Consider the following 23,247-nt stretch of genomic DNA (forward strand, 5'->3'; position numbering starts at 1 on the left):
GTGGCGGGAATCAGTCACGCGCCGCCTCCACGGTGAAGCGGCCCTGCACGCGGGCATCGGCGCTTGAGCCGCCTATCCGCACTTCGTAGGCCCCCGGTGGCACCACATAGGTGCCGCGCGCCTCGTCGTACTGGCGCAGCGCCTGGTGCGCGTCCAGCGCGAATGCAACCGTGCGTCGCTGGCCAGGCGCCAGATGCACCCGCTGGAAGCCGCGCAGCGTCTGCTGCGCATCGCCGGCCCCGGCCGCCAATCGCCGCACATACAGCTGCACCACTTCATCGCCCGCGCGCTCGCCGGTGTTGGCCACCTCCACCTCCACCCGGAGCGCGCCATCGTCGGCGATGCGGGGCGAATCGAGCCTGAGCGTTGCGTAGTCGAAGCGGGTATAGGACAGCCCGAACCCGAACGGATACAGCGGCGTGCCGCGGAAGTAGCGGTACGTGCGGCCTTCCATCGCGTAATCGTCAAACGCGGGCATCGCCTGGTCCGCGGTGTAGAACGTGACCGGCAGGCGGCCGCCGGGATTGACCTCGCCGAACAGCGCTTCGCCGACGGCGGTGCCGCCGCGTTGCCCGGGATACCAGCTCATCAGGATCGCCGACAGATTCGCCTGGGCCCACTCCACCGCCAGCGCCGACCCGCCGGTCAGCACCATCACCACCGGCTTGCCGGTGGCGTGCAGCGCCTCCAGCAGCGCCCGCTGGGTGGCGGGCAGGCGCAGGTCGGTGCGGTCACCGCCGGCGAAGCCCGGGTAGTTGACCGTCATCTCCTCGCCCTCGACGTCGCCGGTCAGGCCGCCGACGAACACCACCACGTCCGCGCTGCGGGCAGCATCGAGCGCCTCCTCGAACGGCGGCTTCGCACCGGGCATGCGCCAGCCCAGCCGCACGCCTGCGTCACGCTCGGCATCGAAGTACTCCAGTTTCAGGTCGTAGGCGCGGCCTGCCTGCAGGTCCAGGTCCACCCCATCGCTGCGCAGGCGATCGCTGCGGGTCCAATGATCCAGCACCCGCTTGCCATCCACGTACAGGCGGAAGCCGTCGTCGGCGGCGGCCTCGATCCGGTAGCGGCCCGATACCGGCGGCAGCAGTTGGCCCTGCCAACGGATACTGAAACCATCGCCGGGAATGCCCTGCCCCGGCGCCGCTTCCCCGCGCGCCAACAGGTTGTCGGTCGGGGAACCGCGGTCCCAGCGGAAGCCGATCTGGGCGTCGGTGCGGACCAGCGCGGGCGTCCCTGAGAGATCGGGCGTGCGGAAGTACTCGCCACGCAACCCGCGTTCCGGGGAGTCGGCCGAGGGCCGCAGGTACGCCGCCTCGATGAGCGGCGTCGCACCGGGATCGTCGCGCCCTTCGACCAGGTCCACGCCGCGCGCGTACCGCACCTCGACACCCTTGGCCGCATCGCGGATGCCCTGCAGGAGCGTCACCGGTGCCGCCGGCGTGCCGAAGTAGTTGCCCAGCAGCGCCATGCTGTCGTCGGCCGTGGGGCCGACCACGGCAATCCGCTTGAGCGTGCGTGACAATGGCAGCACGCCGTCGTTTTTCAGCAGCACCAGCGATTCCCGTGCAGCCCTCAGGGCCAAGGCGTCATGTGCCGGGGCCTGGTTCACCGCCGCAGGGATGCGCGCCCAGCGCACGCGCTCGGGCGGATCGAACATGCCCAGCCGCATCCGTGCAGTGAACAGGCGCGTCACCGCCGCGTCGATCTCCGCTTCACTGATCAGGCCCTGCTGCACCGCTGCCGGCAGCGTGGCGTATTCCTGGCCGCACTCCAGTTCGGTCCCGTTCTTGACCGCCAGCGCCGCGGCGGCCTCGCGCGTGGGCACGATCTTGTGGTGCTTCCAGATATCGACGATCGCCCAGCAATCCGACACCACGTAGCCCTTGAAGCCCCAGTCGCGGCGCAGCACGTCGCGCAGCAGGAACCGGCTGGCGCTGGCGGATTCGCCGTACACGCGGTTGTAGGCCCCCATCACCGCATCCACCTGGCCCTCCTTCACCAGCGCCTCGAAGGCCGGCAGGTAGGTGTCATACAGGTCGCGCTTGCTGGGGCGGGCATCGAAGTGGTGGCGGTCGGCCTCGGGGCCGCTGTGCACGGCCAGATGCTTGGCGGTGGCGTCCAGCTTGCGGTACACCGGGTCGTCGCCCTGCAGCCCCTGCACGAAGGCAACGCCCATGCGCGCGGTGAGGTACGGGTCTTCACCATAGGTTTCCTGGCCCCGTCCCCAGCGCGGATCGCGGAAGATGTTGATGTTCGGCGACCAGTAGGTCAGCCCCTGATAGCGGCCATGCGATCCCTCGCGGATGAACTGGTGATGCTTGGCCCGCGCCTCGTCGCTGATGGTAGTGGCCACCTGCCCCATCAAGGGCACGTCGAAGGTGGCGGCCAGGCCGATGGCCTGCGGGAACACCGTGGCCTGCCCCGCCCGCGCGACGCCGTGCAGGCCTTCGTTCCACCAGTCGTAGGCCGGCACGCCAAGACGCTCGATGGCGGGCGCGGCGTTCTGCATCTGGGCGGCCTTTTCCTCCAGGGTCATCTGCCCCACCAACGCCGCGGCGCGGGTCTCGAAGCTGGCCGACGTGTCCAGCCACGGCTGCGCATCGGCTGCATGACCTGCGGTGGCCATCGCCATCGCGGCACACAGCGCCAACGTACGGAAGATGGGGGCGCGACGGCGGCTGCACAGGTAAGGCGTACGCATCATCATTTGCTCCTCAAGGCACGCTCGTCGCGCGCGAATGGTCCCAGCAGGGCGCCGACGAAGCCGCCTGCGCGATCCGTACTCAATACCGTTCCGTCCACGTCGCCCGCGAGCGTCTGCCAGCCACGGCCATCGCCGGTATCGAACGCGAACGCATAGCGGCCCTCGTCGCCGCCGATCTTCAAGCCCAGTGACGTGGACGCGGCCACGTCGCGCGTGGCCAGGGTGCGGGTCGCACCGCTACCGTCGCGTGCTTCGAGGAAGATCGCCACGCGATCCCCGCCGAGGCTGCGCACGCCGAGGAAATACCAGTAGTCCTCGTTCTGGAACGCTGCAAGGCCGGCCGCCACGCCCGTCGCCGGGCGCGTCATGGCGGTGCTGGCCTCGAACCGCAGGTGCTGCTGGCGACGCCCGAGGAAGGCCGGGTTGCGCAGTGTGTCCAGGTTCTCCGCCAGCGGATGCACGGCCAGGGCGCCCGGCCGCAGGCCCAGGTCTGCCCATGCCTGTTTGGGGACCCGTACCCGCAGCCAGCCGGTGCCGAGTATCGGTCCATCGAAGTCGTCGCGATCGACGAAGTTGCCGGTGGCAGGCGCCTGCGATGCCTCGCCCTGCATCCACGACGGCGCCTCGACCGCGTACGGGATGGCCTGCTCGGCCGGCAGGATCACCGGCCAGCCGTCACGCCATTGCACCGGCAGCAGATAGGTCTCCCGCCCCGTGTTGTAGTGCCGCGTCTGGTAATTGCGACTGGCAAGGAACACCGCCCACCAGGAGCCGTCCGGACCTTCCACCAGATCGGCATGCCCCGCGTTGGTGATCGGCAGCGGCCGGTCGTCGGGCAGGTCGCGCTGGGTGAGAATCGGATTGCGCGCATACGGAATGTACGGCCCCCAGACATCACGGCTGCGCAGGACCACCTGGGAATGCTGCGGCCCGGTGCCCCCTTCGGCGTCGGAGAGGTAGTACCAGCCATCGCGTTTGTAGAGGTGCGGGCCCTCGATCCAGATCGGGTTCTTTGCGGGCTCCACGCCGCCGTCGATCAGCACCCTGCGCGGGCCTACCGGCCTGAAGTTGGCCAGATCGAGCTGCTGCATCCAGATGGCGCGGTGGCCCTCGTAGCGCGGCGGGCCCGGGGGCGCATCATTGTTGAGCAGGTAAACCGTGCCGTCGTCATTGAAGAACAGCGAGGGATCGATGCCGTCGACGCCCGGCAGCCAGTGCGGGTCGGACCACGGGCCCGCCGGATCGCGCGCGGTGGCGATGAAGTTGCCACCGCTGTCGACCGCCGTGGTGACCACATGGAACACGCCATCGTGGTACGTGATGGCCGGCGCGAAGATGCCGCGGGACACGCTCAGGCCATCGAAGTCCACCTGGGTGGGACGCTCGATCACGTTGCCGATCTGCTTCCAATGCACCAGATCAACGCTCTCGAACACCGGGATGCCGGGGAAGTAGGTGAAGCTGGAATTGACCAGGTAGAAGCGGCCGTTCGCGCTGACGATGCTCGGGTCCGCGTGGAAGCCGGCCAGGATCGGGTTGCGGTAGTGCCCGGCGGGCAGTGGCGTTGCAAAGGCCGTATCGTGCCCGGCGTACTCGAACCAGTCGAAGTAGACCGGTGGCGCGGGCGCGGCGCCCAGCGGTTGCACCGAGGTGGACAACAGCACGACCAGCGTGGCGAGCAGCAGACGCATCAAGGCACCTCTCCAGTGGTGAGGGACAGCTCGAACGGGCCCGCCGGCGCACCGCTGCTGTCACGCAGCGTACAGACCGGGCCATCGGCCCAGCAGTAGCGCACGCGTGCGTCAGGGCTGGGCGGCGGGCCGTGCAGGACGACGTCACGCCCGTCCAGTACCGCATCGGCATAGGCACAGTGCCGCGCACCGGCATCGCAGACCTCGAAGCCGATCGGGCCCTTCGCACCGGTGGTGACCAAGGTGCCGGTGACGCTGTCGAACGCGATCCGCACGCCGGCTTCGGTGCGCGACGCCTGGCGGGGCGTGGGGCCGGACGCGGCGACGGACCGATCGTCGTAGACCACATGCCGGGCCGCCCGCGCCAGACGCCGGCCGAGTTCCTGTTTGTTGGGCGGATGGATGTCGTACGCGTCGCCGATGTCGATGGCCAGCGCGAGCCCGGTATGCAGGTCGTCCGCCGCGACCCGCCGCTGCGCTTCGCGCACCTGTGCCCAACCACTGTCGCCGGGCGCACTGGGCGGCTGGCCATAGCCGGCCAACTGCACCACCAGCAAGGGCATGTCGGCGCCAAAACGCCCGCGCCAGTTGTCGCGCAGGCTGCGCAGCCGCGCGGCGTAAGCGGCGCCGTCGCCGGTATTGGATTCGCCCTGGTACCACACCATGCCGCGCAGGCCATAGCGGCCCAGCGGCGCGATCATGCCGTTGTACAGCGTCGACAGGCCCGTCGCGGCGTGCCACGGCGCGAGTGGCGGTGTCGATGCAGCGGGGGCCACACGGTACTGCCACGGCGAGTCCAGGGCGATCCGCGTGCCATCGTCCAGTCGCACGCTGTGGGCCTGTGCAGGGCCCGCCAGGCCGCCGTCGCCGTAGGTGTCGAGCACGTTGATCACGACCGTGTTGACGCCCGCTTTCAACAGGCCGACGGGCAGCGGATACGACCGCGCCTCACCCGGGCCGTACTGGCTGCCCACGGCCACGCCGTTCACCCAGGTCAGGTCGGTCTCATCGACGGCGCCCAGTTCGAGTCGCGCCCCCTGCCCCGCCTGGGCGGCGGTCAGGGTCACCCGGGTGCGGTACCAGACCATGCCGTTGTACTCGGAAAGCGCCGGCACGCCCCAACGTTCCCATGCCCCGAGCCCGGGCGGTGCGTCCTGCCATCCCGTGCCGCCTGCGCCGGGTTGCCACGGCGTGTCGCCGCCGATGGCACCCTCGCGCCCCGTCCACCACTGCTGCCACTGCCGACCCCATCGGGCATTGGCCGCAGCAGGATCGCTGGCATACAGCGCGAGCACGTCCAGCGCCGGGGCCATGCCACCCTGCGTGCGCAGGGCCTCGGTGCTGGTCCAGGCCTCGATCCGCGACCCGCCCCACGCCGCCTGGATCAGCCCCATCGGCACGCGGACGGTCTTCTGCAGCTCGCGTGCGAAGTAGAAGCAGGCGGCGGAAAAATCGCGGACCGTGCCCGGCGACGCGGGCTGCCACGACACCGGCGCGGCGAACGCGGATTGGGGCGTCAATGCGGCCGCCTTCGGCACGGTAAACAGGCGGATGTCCGGCCGCGTGGCGGCGGCCAGCTCGCTGTCTGCGTCAAGCGTGCGTCGCACGGGAAGTTCCATGTTCGACTGCCCGGCGCACAACCAGACATCGCCCAGCAGCACGTCGCGCACGCTCTGGGTGGCCTGCCCTGCCCGCACCGTCATTTCATGGGGTCCGCCAGGCGGGGCGGGACTGAGTGTCGCCTGCCAGTGGCCTTGTGCGTCCGCGCGGGTAGTCAGCGCCTGGCCGGCGAATGTCAGGGAAACCGTGATGCCGGGGGCCGCGTTGCCCCAAACGGGAATGGGCTGGTCGCGCTGCAGGACGGCGTGGTCCTGGAACAGCGGATGCAGCAGCGGCGTCGTTGGTTGCTGCGCCATGGACGGTGCAGCGCCGTGCCCCAGGGCGATGGCCAACAGGCCGCCCAGCCACCAGGTTCTGTTCATCGCCCATCCCCCGGCGCAGAGGGGAACTGCAGGGCTTCGTACCAGGCCAGCGGATGTGGCGGCGCGGCTTCGCCCGCCGGCAACGGCAGCCCGCTCACCGACTGGAAGTAGGCCACGCTCGCATCGCGCCACCACTGTGCTTCGCGCCGCTGGATGCGGAGGAAGGCGGCGACCTGGGCGTATCGTTGCCGATCCACCCTGCCCTGCAGGCTGTCCCAGGTCGCCTGCATGGCCTGCACCTGGCTTACGCCCTGCGAATAGCGCCCGACCAGTTCGTTCCACAGTGTCCTGCCGGAGGCCATGCGGTGATCCCAGGGCACGTGGTGGAACCACAGCAGCAGCGGCTCCGGCACCCGCGCCAGGTCCCCGTACATGGCAGCCACCCCGGGCGCGTACTGGCCCACCGCATTGCTGCCACGGTCGGTTCGGTCGAAGCCGATGCCCGCGCGATCGGCACGGTGGTAATACACCGACGTCCAGTCCGCGCGGGGGCCGCCGTCCACCCAGGGACCGGGCCCGTAGTGGTGCCCGCGCGCCATCAGGTGGTGCAGGCCCAGCGGGGTCATGTAGTTCACGGCGGCCTCGCGCGAGGCCATCATCATCCCGACGATGGGTTGCACCACCTCGGGATCCGGCGCGAATGTCATCGCGGCCCAGTCCGCCGCGATGGCGCGGGCGGCGTGCTGCGGGTCCCATGCAAGCCTGCCGAACGCGTACCAGTTGGCCTGATCGAAGTGCGACCCGCTCCAGGTGGCGTCCGCACCGACATTGGCGACGCCGGCCATGCCGCTCAGGGCCTGCGCAACCGTGGCGCCCCCGCGACCGCCGCGGGTGTCGGCACGGAGCACTTCCTCGTACAGCGGCCCCAGGTACACCAGGTGCGTGGCGAAGCCGAGATACTCCTTGGTGATCTGCACTTCCATCATCAGCGGCGTGCGTGGCATGGCCCCGAACAGCGGATGGAAGGGCTCGCGCGGCTGGAAGTCGATGGGCCCGTTCTTTACCTGCAGGATCACGTTCGGGAGGAACGCACCGTCCAGCCCGGCGAATTCGGCGTATGCCTGGGTGGCGCGGTCTGCAGGCACATCGTGCGCATAGACGAAGGCGCGCCACATCACCACCCCGCCGTGCGGGGCCAGTGCAGTGGCCAGCAGGTTGGCCCCGTCGGCATGCGAGCGACCGTAATCCTGCGGGCCGGGCTGCCCTTCGGAATTGGCCTTCACCAGGAAGCCGCCGAAATCCGGAATGCGCGCGTAGATGTCGCGGGCCTTGTCGCGCCACCAGCGCTGTACCGCCGGGTCGAGCGGATCGGCAGTGTCGAGCCCACCCAGTTCGATGGGGGCGCTGAAGCGCGCGCTCAGGTACACGCGGATGCCGTAGGGCCGGAAGATGTCCGCCAGCGTGGCCGCTTTGTCGAGATACGCCGGCGCAAGGCTCTGCGCACTGGCATTGACGTTGTTGAGCACGGTGCCGTTGATACCCACCGAGGCGTTGGCGCGTGCGTAGTCGGTGTAGCGTGGGTTGCGCCACTCCGGCAGCGTCTGCCACTCCCATAGCGAACGCCCGGCGTAGCCGCGTTCGACATGACCGTCGAGGTTGTCCCAGTGGTTGAGCACGCGCAGCCGGAGCCGTGGTGACTCGCGCACGTCCAGGCTGTCCAGTGACGCGCCCGTCTGCAGCAGTCGCAGCAGGTGGAAAACGCCGTACAGCACCCCGATATCCTGGCGCGCCGCCACCAGCACGACGTCGCGCCCACCCATCCGGGTGCGCCTGAGCAGGTAACCTTCGTCGCCCAGCGATGCAATCTCCGCCCGGAACGGCGCGATCAACGTTGACGACTGCGGTGTACCCAGCACCAGCGACGCCTGGCTGGCGTCACCCTGCATCCGTGGCGGGCTGCCGGTAAGCCCGGTGAGACCACGCCTCAGCTCCTCGCGCGCGGCACGCTGGGTGGGCCTCTGATCGGGCGCCACTACGTCCGCGAGGCGCGCGTGGTAGTCGGCCGCGAGTGCGGGTTCGAGCGGGACGTAGCGCATCCAAAGTGCGTAGCCATCCTCGGCGCGTGCCTCGCCCATGCAGCCCAGCAGGACCATCGCGGCACCCAGTATCCAATGACACCGCTCGACACCCGAACGCGGCCGCAGCACGGACCGCAAACCTTGTAAGCTCCGGACGTGCTTTGGATGCGACAGCGTCACAAAGAAGAACGGGAGCACGGAGTGGACAAGCCGAAGAAATCGGTCCGCCGCAAGACCAGCGGCGTGACGATCGACGAGGTGGCGGCGTTGGCCGGCGTGTCGCCGATGACCGTGTCGCGGGCGATCAACCAGGGCAAGGTGCGCGATGCCACCCGTGAGCGCGTGATGCGCGCGGTGCGCGAACTGGGCTATACGCCCAACCTGGCGGCCAGTTCGCTGGCGGCCGCGCAGCACACCCGCATCGCGCTGATCTACACCAATCCCAGCGGTGCCTACCTCCGCGAACTGCTGGTGGGCTTGCTGCGTGTCGCGTCCAACGCTGCCATCCAGCTGGTGGTCGACTACTGGGATGACCTGGACCCCGCCGCCGAGCGCAAGGCGGCGCGGGCCCTGGCCGGCCGCGTGGATGGCGTCATTCTGCCGCCGCCGCTGTGCGAGTCGCAGCCCGCCGTGACCGAGCTCGTCAGGGCCGGCATCCCCGTGGTCGCGATCGCACCGGGCCACCTGGGCAACGCCATCTCCTGCGTGCGCATCGACGACCTCCAGGCCGGCAAGGAGTTGGCCGAACACCTGATCCAGCAGGGCCACAGCCGCATCGGCTTCATCCGGGGCCGCAACGACCTCAGCGCAAGCGCGCGGCGCTACGACGGCTTTGTCAGCGCCCTGCAGGACGCCGGGCTGCAGGTCGACCCCGGCCTCGTCCAGCAGGGGGACTACACCTACCGCTCGGGCCTGGCCGCCGCCGAGAAACTGCTGTCGCACCGCCGGCCACCGACCGCGATCTTCGCCAGCAACGACGACATGGGCGCCGCCGCGATTTCCGTCGCGCACCGACGCGGCCTCGAGGTGCCTCGCGACCTCTCGGTGGTGGGCTTCGATGACACCTCGGCCGCAACTACCGTCTGGCCGGAGCTCACCACCATCCATCAACCGATCGCCTCGATGGCCGATGCCGCCATCGATATCCTGCTGCGCGCCATCCGCCGCAAGCCCGACGAAGCGCGCGTGTTGACCGATCACGTCATGCCCCACCGGTTGGTGGTGCGCGACTCGGTCGCGCACCCGCCCAAGCGCTGATGGCGCACGACGCACGGTCACGCGCCCGGGCATGCGACGGTGGCCTCCGCTTCGTTCAACGCGCCCAGCGCGACGCGTGATACCGAGAGCGTCATCACTCCCGACGTGCCGATGGACCACGGGCGATCCAGCTTGCCGACGTCCGCGCCTGCCGCCGCCAGGCACTTCAAGGGCACGCCCACGCGGGTCCATTGGCCCACGGGCAGCGTGGCCAGTGTCGGCCCGAGGGCAACACGTGCCGAGCAGCCCGTGCCACAGCCCACCGACAGCCACGCCTCGCCTCGCGGCGCGGCGTCCACCCGCAGCGTGGTCAACAGCATCAGGTCGCCGTTGCTCTCGCGCTGCAGGTCCAGCGGCGTGTGCGACTGCAGCGCGACAATCGCCTCACCCTTGCCCGTCCAGGCGAGGCGGCGGCCGTCTTCCTGCGCCAGGTGATCCACGCCGGTGACCGCCAACAGGCCGCCGTCGAGGGACTCCGGCACCTTGGTGACGGTCACGCCCTGCCCCGTGCTGCCCTCCAGCCGCAGGGCCATGCCGGCGCCGGCATCACCGCGCGCGAAGAACACCCCGGCGGCGCCTTCGTTGCCGGTAACGCCGGAGACCTCCGGCAGCGCGGCCAGATCGCCGTTGTCCTTGTAGGTCAGGCCGAAACCGAACGCGAACAACGGGGCGTAGCCCTTCTGCCCGACGTTGTTGGCGTACTGCGTCGCCGTGCGCGGCCAACTGAAGCTCAGCTTTCCCTTGACGTCGTGCTGCACGCTGCCATCCGCCCTGCGCAGCAGCACATCGGCAATGCCGGCACCTTCCGACCCGGGCAGCCACGCCGCCACGAACGCATCGGCGGCATTGATCTCGCGGTTCACCCATAGCGGGCGGCCACTGAGGAACACCGCGACCACCGCAATGCCGTCGGCCTTGAGCCGCTTGATCAGGGCAAGGTCGGTGTCGTCGCCCGGCTTGTACGCGAGGGTGGGCAGATCGCCCTGGAACTCCGCATACGGGTTCTCGCCGAACACCACCACGGCGACGTCCGGCTTGGTCACGTATTTCCCATCCACCGCAAGCTCGGCGTGGCCGCCCGCGGCGTTTACCTGCTGCGCAATGCCCTCGTAGATCGTGTCGGCATTCGGAAAATCCTTGCGGGTGGTGCCGGTGCCCTGCCAGTTCAGCGTCCAACCCCCGGACTGTTTGCCGACATCGTTGGCGCCGTCACCGGCCACCAGGATGCGTTGCGTCGGCGACAGCGGCAGCACACCGCCCTGGTTCTTCAGCAGCACCAGCGACTCGCGCACCGCCTGCCGGGCAACCTCACGATGCGCCGGCGCGCCGATCAGCGCGAACTGGCCGCCGACCGCGCGCGACGACGGTTTGCCTGCCTCGAACAACCCCAGCCGCATCTTCACCCGCAGGATCCGGCGCACCGCATCGTCCAGGCGTTGCGCGGAGAGAGTGCCGTCCTTCGCCGCCGCCAGCGTGGTCTCATAGAAACCCTTCCAGCTGTCCGACGCCATGGCCATATCCAGGCCGGCATTGATGGTTGCCGGGCAATCGGTGGTGGTGCAGCCCTTGACCTGGCCGTGGCCGTTCCAGTCGCCCACCACGAAGCCACCGAAGTGCATGCGGCCCTTCAGCGCATCGGTCAGGTACGGCTTGTGACCGTGCATCTTCTCTCCATTGACGCTGTTGAAGGACGCCATCACGGTCTGCGCGCCCGCGGCGATGGCCGGCGGGTAGCCGGCGGCGTGGATGCGCACCAGCTCGGCCTCGCTGATCCGGGTATCGCCCTGGTCCTTGCCATCGGTGGTGCCGCCGTCACCGAGGAAATGCTTGACCGAGGCGATCACATGGCGGCCGTCCAGGAATGCAGGCGAGCCGACCTTGCCCTGCAGGCCCTCGACCATGGCTCCCGCATAGCTGGCCACCACCTCGGGCGATTCGGAATAGCCCTCGTAGGTGCGCCCCCAGCGATCGTCCTGCGGCACCGCCACGGTGGGTGCGAACGCCCACTCCATCCCGGTCGCACGGGTCTCCAGCGCGGTGACCTCGCCGATGCGGCGCAGCAGGTCCGGGTTGCGGGTGGCGCCCAGGCCGATGTTGTGCGGGAACAGGGTCGCGCCGATGATGTTGCTCTGCCCGTGCACGGCATCGATGCCGAAAAACACCGGAATCGCCTTGCCGCCCTGCGAGGTATCCATCGACGCCTCGTAGAACGCATCGGCCAGCGCCAGCCATTGCGCAGGCGCGGCGTCGTAGCGGCCGCCGGGGTCGGAGTTGCCCCCGGCCAGGATCGAGCCGAGCCGGTACTTGCGCAGGTCATCCGGGGTGATGCTGGCAATATCGCCCTGCACCAGCTGGCCCACCTTCTCCTCCACCGTCATGCCGGCCATGAGGTCGGTGATGCGCTTCTCGAGCGCGGCGTCCTCGGCCAGCGGCCAGGCCACCTGCGGCCACGGCTGCGGCTCCGGTTCGGCCACCGCCGCTGCAACGGGCGTGTCATCGTTCGCGCAGGCAGCCAGTGCCAGCAGCAGCGCGGTCAGCAAGACGCCACTGCCGGCGCGCGCAAGGCGTCGATTCGTCATTGTGTTCATCCTTCCATCTGCTCCAGTTCCTTGCCCTTGGTTTCGTGCACGTACCGGAGCACGAAGAAGACCGAGAGGATCGCCGCCACCAGGTAGATGCTGTACGTCGCCGCCAGCCCGATGCCGGCCAGCAGGATGGGGAATGTCACCGTGACGGCGAAGTTGGCGGTCCATTGCGCGGCACCCGCCACGGCCAACGCCGAGCCACGGATCTGGTTGGGGAACATCTCGCCCAGCATCACCCACATCACCGGCCCCCAGGAGAGGTTGAAAAACACCACGTAGGCATTGGCCGCCACCAACGCCAGCGTGCCCATGCCCCCGGGCAGGTGCAGGCGCCCGTCCACCAGCGAACCACTGGCGAATGCCACCACCAGCAGCGCCAGCGACACCGCCATGCCCGCCGAGCCGACCCACAACAGCGGCTTGCGCCCGATACGGTCGATCAGCAGCACGGTGACGATGCAGGCCCCGATGCTGAGCGCGCCGGACAGGACATTGATCAGCAACGCATCGTTTTCGGAGAAGCCGACCGCTTGCCAGAGCACCGCGCCGTAGTAGAACACCACGTTGATGCCGACCAGTTGCTGGAACGTGGCTAGGCCGACGCCGACCCAGATGATCGGGCGGATCCTGCCGGTGACCGTGTTGCGCAGGTCCGACAGTCGCGGGCGATGGTGGTCGGTCGACAGCGAGGCGTCGATCTCGACCAGCTTGGTCTGTGCCCCGGCAGCGCCGAACAACCGGGTGAGCACGACCAGCGCCGCCTCCTTGCGGCGCTTCGCCACCAGGTAGCGCGGGCTCTCCGGGATGGTCAGCAACAACACCAGGAACAGCAGCGAGGGCAGCGCCTGCATCCAGAACATCCAGCGCCACGCCGCGTGCCCGCCCCACAGCGCCTCGGTCGAGGCGCCGGCGGTGGCCGCCAGCAGATAGTTGGACAGGAAGGCGACGGTGAGCCCACTGATGATGGCGATCTGCTGCACCGTGGCCAGGCGCCCGCGGTAGCGCGCCGGCGCGACTTCGGCGATGTACGCCGGCGAGATCACGCTGGCCGCCCCCACCGCAAAGCCGCCCATCACCCGCGCAACGATGAACATGGCCGAGGACGACGCCGCACCCGCGCCGATCGCCGACAGCAGGAACAATATCGCCGAGATGATCAGCACGTTGCGCCGCCCCAGGCTGTCGGCCAGCCGGCCGGCGCTGAACGCACCGACCGCGCAGCCCAGCAGCATCGAGGCGATCTCGAACCCCTGCATCCACTCGCCGGACCTGAACGCCTGGTGCAGGCCGTCCTGGGTGCCGTTGATCACGCCGCTGTCGAACCCGAACAGGAATCCGCCAATCGTCGCCACCACGCTGATCAATATGATCAGCCGGGTGTTCTCGCCGCCGCTCATCGCCTGGTTCACTGCTGTGCTCCTCCCCGATTCGGTGTCATCGCTGCGCGCGCTCACGCTCAGCGCAGCAGGTACTGGTTGAGCAGGTTCTCGTAACGCTCCTGCTTGCCGCTGGCCTGCGCAGGCTCCCCGGCCTTGCTGGCCAGCGCCACCAGGTCGGGCAGGCCGAGTGCGCCGTTCTCGAAGTCCTTGCCCGCGCCGCTGTCGAAGCTGGCATACCGCTGCGTGCGCCACTGCTCCCACGGCGAGTCGGTCAGCAGCCCGTGCGCCACTTCCAGCCCGCGCGCGAACGCATCCATGCCGCCGATGTGGGCGATGAACAGGTCCTCCATGTCGGTCGATTCCCTGCGCAGCTTGGCGTCGAAGTTCAGGCCGCCCTCCAGCCCGCCCTGCCGCAGTACCACCAGCATCGCGCCCACGGTGTCGTACAGGTCGGTGGGGAACTGGTCCGTGTCCCAGCCGTTCTGCCCGTTGCCGCGGTTGGCATCGATGCTGCCCAGCAGCCCGTGGTCGGACGCGACCTGGAGGTCGTGTTCAAAGGTATGGCCGGAGAGCGTGGCGTGGTTCGCCTCGATATTGAGCTTAAAGTCCTTGTCCAGGCCGTGCGCCTTCAGGAAGCCGGCCACGGTGGCGCTGTCGAAGTCGTACTGGTGCTTCATCGGCTCCATCGGCTTGGGCTCGATCAGGAAGTTCCCCTTCAGGCCGATGCTGCGGCCGTAATCGCGGGCCATGCCGAGGAACCGCGCCAGGTGGTCGACCTCGCGCTTCATCTGCGTGTTCACCAGCGAGGCGTAGCCCTCGCGACCGCCCCAGAACACATAATGTTCGCCGCCCAGTTCCACCGTCGCCTCCAGCGCCGCCTTCACCTGCACCGCCGCACGCGCCACCACCGCGAAATCGGGATTGGTCGCCGCGCCGTTCATGTAGCGCGGGTGCGAGAACAGGTTGGCCGTCCCCCACAGCAGTTTCATCCCGGTTGCGTCCTGGCGTGCCTTGGCCAGGCCCACCATGTGCGTCAGGTTCTTCTCGTACACGCCGACATCGTCGGCATCCGGCGCCAGGTCGATATCGTGGAAGCACCAGTACGGCACGCCCAGCTTGGTGAAGAACTCGAATGCGGCATCCACCTTCGCCTCGGCGGTCGCCATGGGCGAGCCGACTTCCCATGGGAACTGGCGGGTGCCCGGACCGAACGGATCATGCCCGGCGTTGCAGAAGGTATGCCAGTAGCAGGCCGCGAAGCGCAGGTGGTCCTGCATCGTCTTGCCACCGATGACCTTGGTCGCGTCATAGACCTTGAAGGCCATCGGGTTGTCCGAGCCGCGGCCTTCGAAGGGGATGCGGCCGATGCCGGGGAAATATTCCTTGGCGCCGATGAAGGGCTGATTGCTCATGGTGCGTCTTCCTGTCGTTGTGCGGGGGTCGCGTAAGAGGGTGATCAGCCGCGATACAGCGGCGTGATGGCGTCGAGATGTCGCAGGAAACGTGCGTAGGCCGCGGCATAGGCGGGCGTGCGCGCCGGGTCCGGCTGTGCGGACTGCAGCGGGTCGAGGGCAACGTGCCGGTCCACGATGTCGGCGATGGAGGCGGCGTCACCGCGCGCGTGCCCCATGGCCCACAGCGCCTGCAGGGCCGCGCCGAATGCCGCGCCCTCGGACTGGGTGGGCACGTCCACCGGAAGGCCGAAGATATCGGCCACCAGTTGCCGCCACTGCGCGCTGTTGCTGCCGCCGCCGGTCAGCACGATGCGGTCGAACCGCATGCCCGCGCGGACAAAGGCGTCGTACCCGTACTTGAGGCTGTACGTCGCCCCTTCCATGGCCGCGCGATAGAAGTGCGCCGGGGTCATATTGGTCGTGTCCAGACCGGCCAGCACCCCCTTGCCCAGCGGCAGGTCCGGCGTGCGCTCGCCATTGAGGAAGGGCAGCATCACCAGCCCGTCGGCACCGGGCGGCGTGGCCCGCAGGTGTCCATCGCCATAGCGCGTACTGAAGGCGAAGGCATCGGCCACCTGCTCGGTGACCACCGTGCAGTTCATCGTGCAGATCAGCGGCAGCCAGCCGCCGGTGGACGAGCAGAACGCGGCCCACGCCCCGTCCGGGTCGACCACGGGCGTGTCCGAGTAGGCAAACAGGGTGCCCGAGGTGCCCAGGCTCATCGCCAGGCGACCGGGGACGACGCAGCCGGTACCGATCGCCGCCATCATGTTGTCGCCCCCGCCGACGGCCACCTTCACCGTCGCGCGCAGCCCCAGTGCCGCGGCGGTGGCGGGGTCGATGTCGAACACCTCCTCGGGCGCGGCGATGCGCGGCAGGCACTGGGCAAGATCGCGCGCCGGGTCGGTGGCGCGCAGCAGCTCGCTGGACCAGGTGCGGCTGCGCACGTCCAGCCACCCCGTGCCGGACGCATCCCCGTACTCGCAGAAGCGCTGGCCGGTCAACACGAAATTGAGGTAATCGTGCGGCAGCAGGATGGTGGCGAGCCGCGCGTAGGCCTCGGGCCGATGGGTCTTCGTCCACGGCAGTTTGGAGGCGGTGTAGCCGGTCAGCACCGGGTTGCCCGCCAGCGCGATGGTGCGCGCGGCCCCGCCGACCGCGTCCATGATCTGCACGCACTCGGCCGAGGTGCTGGTGTCGCACCACAGTTTGGCCGGTGCCAGCACCTCCCCTGCCGCATCGACCGGGACGAAGCCGTGTTGTTGGCCCGACACCGCCAGCGCGGCAACACGGGCGCGCACCTTGGGATCCACCGCACCGAAGCAGGCGTGAAGGGCCGCGACCCAATCGGCCGGCGACTGTTCGCGGCTGCCATCGGCGGCGGACGCCAGGCTCAACGGCGCGCTGGCACTGGCCACGAGGCGACGCCCCGCAGGGTCGTAGACCACCACTTTCAGACTTTGCGTACCTGCGTCGATTCCGGCAACCAGATCCATGTATTCCACTCCGCCCATGCCTGAAGGTAGCGCTACCATTTCTGTGCAACAGCGTGCGCGCCGGTTATGCCAGCGCGGATGCCCGTGGCCATACACCCGGCGCCGCCTTGCAGTAGCGTTCGATGAACGCCGCCTGCGACGGCATCGCCGCGACCGCCTGCTGGACCGGCTGCCGGATCCGCGCCAACAGCGTGCGCAGGTCCGCGTCATTGATGGCCCTTGCAAGCGGATGCGGCGGACCCGGCTGGATCCCCTGCCCCATCAACACGCTGGTCCACGAGTCCACGCGGAACAGTTCACCGGGGTCCTGCCAGGCGTGTGCGCGTTCGCGCCAGGCGCGCAGCCGGAGCGCCAGCGACTCGGGCAGCGCCATCTCGCGACAGGCCGCCCACATGGGCTCGTCACGCTGGTTGGCGTGGTAGTGCAGGATGATGAAGTCGCGCACGTGCTCCATCTCCTGGCGGCTGACGTCGTTGTACAACGCCACCAGCGCCGGGCTGATGCCGTCGAACGGGAACAGCTGGATCAGGCGCACCACGGCACTGATGGTCAGGTGGATGCTGGTCGATTCCAGCGGCTCGATGAAGCCGCTGGCAAGCCCGAGCGCCACCACGTTCCTGTTCCACGCCTTCAGCCGGCGCCCGCTGCGGAACGGCACCAGCCAGGGGTCCCGCAGCGGCGGGCCGTCGATGTCACGCAGCAGCTTGGCGTGCGCCTCGTCGTCGGACATGTGGCGGCTGGAGAACACCAGCCCGCAACCGACCCGGTGCTGGAGCGCGATATGCCACCGCCAGCCGGCCTCGTGCGCGATGGCGCGCGTGTATGGCACCGGCGGTGCGACCGACTCGGTCTGCACCGCCACGGCGCGATCGCTGGGCAGCCAGTCGTGCCAGTCCTCGTAGCCGGTGTGCAGGGTCTGCTCGGTCAACAGGCCACGGAACCCCGTGCAATCGATGAACAGGTCGCCCTCGATGACCTGCCCGTCTTCCAGCACCAGCGCCGCCACGGCGCCGTCATGGGCGTGTTGCCGAACCTCGCGGATCTTGCCTTCCACCCGTCGCAGGCCATGCGCTTCGGCCTTGCTTCGCAGGAACTTCGCGTAGAGCCCGGCATCGAAGTGATAGGCGTAGTTGACCTGCGGTTGCGTGTCCAGCGAGAACTGGTCGCCGCGCGAGGCGACACTCTCCAGGCAGAAGTCGCCCAGCGCCGAGGGCATGCCGCGGCGCTGGCTGTCCAGCCAGAAGTGGTGGAACGGCGTGGCCCACGTCCCCTGCCCGATCGTGCCGAACGGATGGATGAAACGATCGCCGGGGCGGCGCCAGTTCTCGAACGAGATCGAGAGCTTGAACGTGCCGGCGACCGCGCGCAGGAACGCCTGCTCATCGATCTGCAGAAAGCGATGGAACGCCCGGATCGGGGGCACGGTCGATTCGCCGACGCCCACGGTGCCGATCTGCTCCGATTCCACCAGCGTGATCTCCAGCTGGTCACGGAACTGGTGGGCCAGCGCACAGCCGGCCAGCCAGCCCGCCGTGCCACCCCCGGCGATGACCACCTTGCGGATCCGCCCTTCTGTTGTGTTCGCCACGTTCAAAGCGATGCTCCCATCAGCGATTGAGTCGAGCCAGCAACTGGGCGCGCGTGCGCCGTGCCTGCGTCTCGTCGAACGGCGCCAGCTCACCCCGGGCGGCGTCGGGCAGATGCTGCCCTGCGCGATCGCCGGGACCGAACACGTAGTACGTGAAGATCTCTGCCCAGGCCTGCTTCTCGCGCGCCGGCAGATCGCGCAGCGCCCACATCGCATGCTGGAGCGCCGGCAACGGTGAAGGCAGGAAACGCGGCGACGTGCGCCACCAGTAGTTCACCAGCACGTTGAACGGCTCCAGGCTGCGCACGTGGTGCCACCACATGCTCGGGATGAAGATCGCATCGCCCGGTTCCAGCACGGCGGTCTGCGCGCTTGCCAGCGCGTCAGCGAATCGTGGATGGCGCGCGACGTCCGGGTGGTCGATATCCACCACGCTCACCACCTGCCCGCCCGGGGTGGGTTCCAGCGGACCCGGATACAGATTGTCGATCTGCTCGGGCGGGAACAGGGTGAACCGACGCCGGCCCACGGCGCAGCACGCCAGGTTCTGCGGGGTATCGAAATGGCAGGAGGCCGTCACCCGGTTGCCGATCCAGATGCTCGCCGACGCCTCGATGCCCTGCCCGGCCAGGCCGGCGTCGTTGGCCTGCGCGAATCCGGGGAGCGCCTGGTCGATCAGCAGCGACGCGACATAGTAGGTGGGCGGCCGTGGGTCTTCGAGGGTGTCTGCAATTGCATCCAGCACCTGCGTCAGCAGCCCGCGGCGCACCTCGACGTTCAACTGCGTGAAATCCTCGGTGTAGAACGGACGCCCGTCGATCTCCGGGCCGCCGAAGGAATACGGCACCGGCACGCCCGCCTCGAAGCCGCGCAGATACGCCATGGCCGCGTGCGTGGAGCGCAGCCCGGCCTGCACCAGTGCCCAGTCGCGCGCGATCCCGCGCAGTACCACCGGCTCCCCGGCGGCCACCAGCGCCTCCAGCGGCAACGCAGTGGGCTCAACGCCGTCCAGTGTCCGCATGGCTACGCCGTCCAGCACCGGTCAGTTCCTGCCGGCAGCGACGGCGGCGTCGGCCATGCGCAGGCGCCGTTGCTTCTCGGCGATCAGCCGGCGCATGTTGTGCAGCGAGGCCAGCATCAGGTACGCACCTTCCAGATAGCCGGCACGGTTGAGGTCGGCCAATGCGGCACCGTCCAGCAGCGCCAGGCGGTCACGGTCGATGGCGTGCAGGCCGTTGATGCCGACCCGGTGCTGCGGATCGATCTGCACGTCGAGCGTGAGTGGCTGGATCAGCCCGTGCGCATCGAGCGCGGCAAACATCGCCGCGCCAAAGGCGTGCCCATCGTGAATGCCGCGCAGCACGCCGGCGATATGTTCGAGATACGGCGTGTTGCCCCCCTGCGGCAGGAACACCGGCTCCCCCTGCGTCGCATTCACGCGCGGATGCTCCAGGTCCACGTGCAGCACCGCCTCCCGGGTGAGCGCGCCATCGATCCGGCTCTCCTGAAAACCGATGAGGAACGGCCCCTTGGCCGCCGCCCCGGGCAGGTAGGCCGCATTCCAGCGACCGTCCTGCAGGAACAGATTCTCGTGCTGTTCAAACCCCAGCAGGGCCACCGACTGCCAGTCACCCGTGGCCGGGTCCTTGCGAAGGAAGATCGGGTATTCCCGCTGCAGCTCGGCAAACTCACTCGGGTAGGCCGGCACCATGCCCACCGCATCACCCAACTCGGGACCGAAATCGGTGGCCACGCGCAGGTCGCGATGGGCGATGTTGTTGAGCATTTCGTAACGCGGCATGGTGTTGTCCAATCCCCTCGTCAGCCGTGAACAGGTGCCGCTGCATCAACAGCGGCACCCACCGTTCAGAACCTGTAACGAACGCCGAGCATGTAACGCGGGCTCTGGTCAGCCAGCTTCACGATCATCTGCGAGGTGCGCGAGCGCCAGCGGACGTCCTCACCGGTCAGGTTGATCGCTTCCAGACCGAACGACCAATGATCATCCAGGGTGTAATTCACGCTGAGATCCCACTGCTCGTACGCTTCCACGTAGTACGGATTGCGACTGGCCCCCTGGTTGGCGAGGATCAGGTACTGGTCACGCCAGTTCCACGCAAGCCGCACCGACCAACCGTATTTTTCGTACATTAGCACGGCGTTTGCGGTGTCACTGAGGCCGGTCAGCGCGAACTGGTCGATGCCCGGGTCGCCCCCGTTGTCGTAGCCGACATCGCCATTCACCAGGGTGTAATTGGCGAGGACGCCAAATCCGGTATCCCCGAAGAAGTACTGCCCGCCCAGTTCCCAGCCGTGCAGCTTGGCCTGGTTCTGGTTGATCGGACGGTTGACGTTGAACTGGTACAGCGGGTCGCCGGCCTGCCCGTACAGATCGTAGGCCGCTTCGGTCGCCAGGACCTGCGCGTCGGTACCGTTATAGGCGCCCAGCCCGGCCGGGTTGTTGCGCAGCAGGGCCAGCGCGGTGAACAGCGCCGTATCGTTGGCCGAGCAGGCCGCCGCGTTGGCCGCACCTACCTGGGTGATGCAGGCGCCGCTGTTGAGGAACGCCAACGCTGCCTGCGCATCCGGACCGGAGGTGGGGTCCCTCAACCCATACAGGTTTTCCTGCACGATGGTGTTGCCGATGAAGTTGTTGACCGACTTGTTCCAGTACGTCAACGACACGTAGCTCGCGTCGGCGAAGTACCACTCCAGCGCCAGGTCGAGATTGTCCGATTCCAGCGGCTTCAGCTGCGGGTTCTGCGCGGTGCCGCTGGCCCGCGACGACGGATCGATCAGCACCGAGCCAAACGGCTGCTGTGCGGTCGGGCCCGCATAGAGGTTGCCGATCGGCGCGCGCGCGATGCTCTTGCCGAACGAGACGCGCCCCTTCAGGTCGTCCATCAGGTCGATGCTGAAGTCGAGGTTGGGCAGGATGTAGCTGTAGCTGTTCTTCTCGGTGAACGGCTGTTGCTCGTCGGACAACACCACGCGGAAGTCGTTGTTGGACTGCCATTCGATGGCTTCCGGGATGGCGATGACCGAGGTCGACACCACATCGGTGGTTTCATAGCGCACGCCCAGGCGGGTATTGGTCCGCATGCCGCCCAGCTCGCCGTCCAGCTCAACCTGGAAATAGGCCGATTTGGTTTTCTCCTCCACCAGGTTGTCGGCGGCGCGCTGCGGGCTCACGCCGAGACTGGCGTCATAGTTGTCCGCGGCCCACTGCGCGAGGCGGCCGGCATCGCCGCGCCAGGCGGTGAAGCTGTTGGCATTGAAGTCGTTGAACAACCCCACGATGTTGACCGGCTGCAGCAGGTCCATCAGCCCGTTGGCGACATCCCCGTCCACGTTGGCCACGCCCCAGTCACCAAGGGTGCTGTAATTCTCGGCGGCCTGGATGCGGTGGGTGGTCTGCTTGCTCGAATCCACGCCGAACTGGAAGCGTCCCTTGTCGAAGCTCCACTCACCGTCGATGCGCCCCTGCTTGATCTCGCTGACCTGGGTCTGCGAATTGATGCGCAGCACCTGCGAACCGATCTCGCCCGGTGCGAAGCCCGGGTTGACCACGCCGTTGGTCTTGGCGATGGCATCGGCCGTGCTCGGGTACCAGACCTGGGTGCCCACCGGCAGGCCGTTGTTGAAGTTCATTTCCTGCACCCACGACCCGCCGCAATGCGGTCCGCTGGTGCAGTTGTTGGTACCGGCGATGCTGCTGAAGATGGAGCCACCGCCGGTCAGCGGATCGTTCGGCCGGCTTTCGTTCTTCGAATCGTGCGCGTCGAAGGTCAGCTTGAACCGGTCGGTGACGTTCCACAGCGCATTGAAGCCGAGCGATCCCAGCTTGTACTTCTGCATGCTGCGCTGCTGTTCAAGCCCGAAATCCTTGGTCCCGGCGATTTCGCGGATGTAGATCGGGGTCGCGACCGCGCCGCTGGTATCGAACGTGACATCGGTGTAATTGCTGTTCTGCAGCCACATCCCCTGCTCGCCACGATTCTCGGTGATCTCGTTGGTCGAATAGGTGTAGTCCAGGGTCAGCGTCACCGCGTCGGTGGGGGCGAACTGCAGCACCGCCTGGCCATTGATGCGCTCGCGCTCGAACTCGGAGAACGCATAGCGCAGGTCGTTGGGACGGGCATACAGCGCGCCGACCGCCGGGGCGTTGACCACGGTCGGGTTGCCGGGCATCGTGCCGGTCCACGGCTGCACGTTCCAGTAATTGTCGGTGGCCTGGACCGAGCCACCCTTGCGCTTCTGGTAGCTGGCACTGACCCCGACACCGAAGGTCTTGTCCGGGTTGCTGTAGCTGAAAATGCCGGACAGTTCGGGCGTCAGGTCGTTGTCGAACGGCTGGCTCTGGTCGGAGACGACTTTCGCGCCGGCACTGGCCACGGTGCCCTCATGATCGAACGGGCGTCCGGTCAGGATGTTGATGGTGGCCCCGATACCACCGCTGGGAACATTGGCCTGGCTGGTCTTGTAGACCTCGATGCCATTGATGGATTCCGCGGCCAACTGGGCGAAGTTGAAGGCACGGGTGCCGCCGTCGACACCGCCGATGGCAACCTGCCCGGCGGCACCGAATGCATCGGCACCCGGCATCTGCCGCCCGTTGAGCGTGACCATGTTGAACTGCGGGCCAAAGCCGCGCGCGGTTACCTGGGCGCCTTCACCATCACGGCGTTCGATGGAGATGCCGGTGATGCGTTGCAGCGATTCGGCCAGGTTGGTGTCGGGGAACTTGCCGATGTCCTCGGCGCTGATCGCATCCACCACGCCGGCCGAGTCGCGCTTGATGTCCATCGCCTGGCTGAGGCTGTTGCGGATGCCGGTCACCTGGACGGCGTCCAGCTGTGTCGGGCTGGGCTGGGCCTGCGGTTGGGCAACGGGAGGCGGCGTTGCCGCGTCCTGTGCGAATGCGGGATTGATGACCAGAACGCCGCCTACAAAGGTAAACATGGCCCTGGAGGTGAACTTCGCCAGCGTCCGGCTCATGAACGAGCCCTCCGGCCTGGGGTACGACGGAACGTAGAAGCGCGCATGACTCTCCCCTCTGACATAACGATCGAATGGATGTACCGCCCCTC

Annotated in this window: 13 protein-coding genes; 1 reads left to right on the forward strand and 12 read right to left on the reverse strand. The window is 68.2% G+C overall.

Annotation, left to right across the window (positions count from 1 at the left end):
* Positions 1-10: 10 nt before the first annotated feature.
* The 4 genes from AC1DGC_RS13780 to AC1DGC_RS13795 all read right to left on the reverse strand — a co-directional run bounded on the left by AC1DGC_RS13780 (position 11) and on the right by AC1DGC_RS13795 (position 8,473).
* The gene (locus tag AC1DGC_RS13780) at positions 11-2,635 is read right to left on the reverse strand and encodes a glycoside hydrolase family 3 protein (protein ID WP_478048195.1); all 2,625 of its coding nucleotides are present in this window, start codon (positions 2,633-2,635) and stop codon (positions 11-13) included.
* Positions 2,636-2,706: 71 nt separating this feature from the next.
* Positions 2,707-4,398, reverse strand: coding sequence for a glycoside hydrolase family 43 protein (locus AC1DGC_RS13785; protein ID WP_478048120.1), 1,692 nt, complete (start codon positions 4,396-4,398; stop codon positions 2,707-2,709).
* Positions 4,398-6,380 (reverse strand): sialate O-acetylesterase, encoded by a 1,983-nt coding sequence (locus tag AC1DGC_RS13790; protein ID WP_478048121.1) that lies wholly within the window; start codon positions 6,378-6,380, stop codon positions 4,398-4,400. Before AC1DGC_RS13790 ends, AC1DGC_RS13785 begins: the two co-directional genes overlap by 1 nt.
* The gene (locus tag AC1DGC_RS13795; protein WP_478048122.1) at positions 6,377-8,473 is read right to left on the reverse strand and encodes an alpha-glucuronidase family glycosyl hydrolase; all 2,097 of its coding nucleotides are present in this window, start codon (positions 8,471-8,473) and stop codon (positions 6,377-6,379) included. Before AC1DGC_RS13795 ends, AC1DGC_RS13790 begins: the two co-directional genes overlap by 4 nt.
* 126 nt (positions 8,474-8,599) lie before the next feature.
* Between AC1DGC_RS13795 and AC1DGC_RS13800 the strand changes: the two genes are divergently transcribed.
* Positions 8,600-9,655 carry a LacI family DNA-binding transcriptional regulator gene (locus AC1DGC_RS13800; RefSeq protein ID WP_394162006.1) on the forward strand — a complete coding sequence of 352 codons (1,056 nt, stop codon included), beginning with the start codon at positions 8,600-8,602 and terminating at the stop codon, positions 9,653-9,655.
* Between the two features lie 17 nt (positions 9,656-9,672).
* On the opposite strand, the gene AC1DGC_RS13805 is transcribed toward AC1DGC_RS13800, so the two are convergent.
* The 8 genes from AC1DGC_RS13805 to AC1DGC_RS13840 form a co-directional block, all read right to left on the reverse strand.
* Positions 9,673-12,243: a glycoside hydrolase family 3 protein gene (locus AC1DGC_RS13805; protein WP_478048123.1), complete on the reverse strand. Its 2,571-nt coding sequence runs from the start codon at positions 12,241-12,243 to the stop codon at positions 9,673-9,675.
* Positions 12,240-13,694, reverse strand: a complete 1,455-nt coding sequence (locus AC1DGC_RS13810) for a sugar porter family MFS transporter (RefSeq protein ID WP_394162002.1) — start codon at positions 13,692-13,694, stop codon at positions 12,240-12,242. The genes AC1DGC_RS13805 and AC1DGC_RS13810 overlap by 4 nt, the downstream gene beginning before the upstream one ends.
* A gap of 2 nt (positions 13,695-13,696) precedes the next feature.
* On the reverse strand, positions 13,697-15,031 hold the full coding sequence (xylA, locus tag AC1DGC_RS13815) for a xylose isomerase (RefSeq protein WP_449334301.1): 1,335 nt from the start codon (positions 15,029-15,031) through the stop codon (positions 13,697-13,699).
* 44 nt (positions 15,032-15,075) lie between these two features.
* The gene (gene xylB / locus AC1DGC_RS13820; RefSeq protein WP_478048124.1) at positions 15,076-16,569 is read right to left on the reverse strand and encodes a xylulokinase; all 1,494 of its coding nucleotides are present in this window, start codon (positions 16,567-16,569) and stop codon (positions 15,076-15,078) included.
* Positions 16,570-16,633: 64 nt separating this feature from the next.
* Positions 16,634-18,163, reverse strand: a complete 1,530-nt coding sequence (locus tag AC1DGC_RS13825; protein ID WP_478048125.1) for a tryptophan halogenase family protein — start codon at positions 18,161-18,163, stop codon at positions 16,634-16,636.
* Between the two features lie 13 nt (positions 18,164-18,176).
* On the reverse strand, positions 18,177-19,178 hold the full coding sequence (locus tag AC1DGC_RS13830; RefSeq protein WP_478048126.1) for a cupin-like domain-containing protein: 1,002 nt from the start codon (positions 19,176-19,178) through the stop codon (positions 18,177-18,179).
* 21 nt (positions 19,179-19,199) lie between these two features.
* On the reverse strand, positions 19,200-19,958 hold the full coding sequence (locus AC1DGC_RS13835) for a SapC family protein (RefSeq protein WP_478048127.1): 759 nt from the start codon (positions 19,956-19,958) through the stop codon (positions 19,200-19,202).
* 65 nt (positions 19,959-20,023) lie between these two features.
* Positions 20,024-23,155 (reverse strand): TonB-dependent receptor, encoded by a 3,132-nt coding sequence (locus AC1DGC_RS13840; protein ID WP_478048128.1) that lies wholly within the window; start codon positions 23,153-23,155, stop codon positions 20,024-20,026.
* Between the last annotated feature and the right edge of the window lie 92 nt (positions 23,156-23,247).

This window comes from Stenotrophomonas sp. 05N37 (assembly GCF_056397365.1).

Excerpts from the sequence above, each read along its gene's own strand:
- AC1DGC_RS13780 (WP_478048195.1), bottom strand. The coding sequence starts at position 2,635 with ATGGCGATGGCCACCGCAGGTCATGCAGCCGATGCGCAGCCGTGGCTG.
- AC1DGC_RS13785 (WP_478048120.1), bottom strand. The coding sequence starts at position 4,398 with ATGCGTCTGCTGCTCGCCACGCTGGTCGTGCTGTTGTCCACCTCGGTG.
- AC1DGC_RS13790 (WP_478048121.1), bottom strand. The coding sequence starts at position 6,380 with ATGAACAGAACCTGGTGGCTGGGCGGCCTGTTGGCCATCGCCCTGGGG.
- AC1DGC_RS13795 (WP_478048122.1), bottom strand. The coding sequence starts at position 8,473 with ATGGTCCTGCTGGGCTGCATGGGCGAGGCACGCGCCGAGGATGGCTAC.
- AC1DGC_RS13805 (WP_478048123.1), bottom strand. The coding sequence starts at position 12,243 with ATGAACACAATGACGAATCGACGCCTTGCGCGCGCCGGCAGTGGCGTC.
- xylA (WP_449334301.1), bottom strand. The coding sequence starts at position 15,031 with ATGAGCAATCAGCCCTTCATCGGCGCCAAGGAATATTTCCCCGGCATC.
- xylB (WP_478048124.1), bottom strand. The coding sequence starts at position 16,569 with ATGGATCTGGTTGCCGGAATCGACGCAGGTACGCAAAGTCTGAAAGTG.
- AC1DGC_RS13830 (WP_478048126.1), bottom strand. The coding sequence starts at position 19,178 with ATGCGGACACTGGACGGCGTTGAGCCCACTGCGTTGCCGCTGGAGGCG.
- AC1DGC_RS13835 (WP_478048127.1), bottom strand. The coding sequence starts at position 19,958 with ATGCCGCGTTACGAAATGCTCAACAACATCGCCCATCGCGACCTGCGC.
- AC1DGC_RS13840 (WP_478048128.1), bottom strand. The coding sequence starts at position 23,155 with ATGAGCCGGACGCTGGCGAAGTTCACCTCCAGGGCCATGTTTACCTTT.